This is a genomic window from Pseudomonas sp. Pseusp97 (assembly GCF_047304025.1).
Lineage (GTDB): Bacteria > Pseudomonadota > Gammaproteobacteria > Pseudomonadales > Pseudomonadaceae > Pseudomonas.
The window spans coordinates 1-1,288 of sequence record NZ_JBGLYK010000437.1 but is presented as its reverse complement, the minus strand read 5'-3'; the positions used below and the strand labels follow the sequence as shown (position 1 = coordinate 1,288).

Sequence of the window (1,288 nt, the reverse complement as noted above, 5' to 3'; positions counted from 1 at the left end):
CGTCCAGTCGCTGGCCAGCTCCACCAGCAATGGCTGGTACGCCGGGTACTGCGCCACGTGGGTCGGCAGCCAGGCCCAACCGAGGTCGCGCATCAACAGTTCGGCCATGGCGTAGAAGCTGTCGGCGCGCCACACCAGCGGGCTGATCTGCTCGCCGCCGGGGTAATGGCTGTCCTGCGGGGCCATCAATAGCTGGCGATGCCGGGCCAGCTCGCGGCGGTCGGCGTAGTCCAGCTTGGCCAGCTCGTGCCCGGCGCCGCACACGGTGACCATCTCGATGGTGCCCAGCCGCTGCCGCTCCAGCGCCTCCGGCATGCCCTCGTGGTGGAACAGCAACCCGAGGTCGGCGCGGCGCTCCAGCAGCTTACGCGCCACGTCCCCCTGGGCGCCGCTGGCCAGTTGCACCTCGAGGGTGGGGAATTCCTGCGCCAGCGCCTGCAGCCCGGAAAGCACAGGCTGGTATGGCATGGCTTCGTCCTGCGCGAGGCGCAGCAACGGCTCGGTGCCGCGCACCAGCGCCAGCGCCCGGCTTTCCAGGCGTTCGCACTGACGCAGCACCTCGCGGGCCTCATCCAGCAGCGCCCTGCCCTCGCCGGTCAGCACCGGCTGGCGGCCGCTGCTGCGCTCGAACAGGGTCACGCCCAGGTCGCTCTCCAGCAGCGCGATGGAGGAGCTCACCGCCGACTGCACGCGCTGGAGCTGCCGGGCGGCCGCCGAGAAGGAAGATTGATCGGCGACGCTGACGAAGAGTCGCAACTGGTCCAGGTTCCATTGCATGGCCGCCACCTATCTCAAAAGCAGATAGGTAATGACTTTATCCCATCATCCAGATAACTAGAATGCCCACCAGACCGAACATAACCCACGCGCTGCACACAGCGGCGCGTCGCTACCGGGGAGGACCTGTCATGCCCGGCTATCTCTACCTCGCCATCGCCATCGTCGCCGAAGTCATCGCCACCGCCTCGCTGAAGTCGGTGAAGGGCCTGTCGACCCCGCTGCCGCTGCTGCTGGTGATCGTCGGCTACGCCATTTCCTTCTGGATGCTGACGATCGTGGTGCGCAGCATCCCGGTGGGCATCGCCTACGCCATCTGGGCGGGTCTGGGCATCGTGCTGGTCAGCATCGCGGCGCTGGTGCTCTACCAGCAGAAGCTCGATACCCCGGCCATTCTCGGCATGTGCATGATCGTCAGCGGTGTCGTCGTCATCCAGTTGTTCTCCCGCACCGCCGGTCACTGATCCGGCGCCGTCAGCATTCTGTAGGAGCGAGCTTGCTCGCGAACCAA

General features: G+C 66.8%; 2 protein-coding genes. One reads left to right on the top strand and one right to left on the bottom strand.

Going from position 1 to position 1,288, the window contains the following annotated elements:
• Positions 1–777 (bottom strand): LysR family transcriptional regulator (locus ACCC94_RS29705; protein WP_413353173.1); only part of this gene is annotated, 777 nt, incomplete at its 3' end.
• A gap of 131 nt (positions 778–908) precedes the next feature.
• On the opposite strand from ACCC94_RS29705, the gene ACCC94_RS29700 reads away from it, so the two are divergent.
• Entirely contained in the window at positions 909–1,241 is a 333-nt protein-coding gene (locus tag ACCC94_RS29700; RefSeq protein ID WP_413353172.1) for a DMT family transporter, read from the top strand.
• The last annotated feature ends 47 nt before the right edge of the window (positions 1,242–1,288 follow it).

Coding starts and splice junctions, on each gene's coding strand:
- ACCC94_RS29700 (WP_413353172.1), top strand. CDS start 909: ATGCCCGGCTATCTCTACCTCGCCATCGCCATCGTCGCCGAAGTCATC.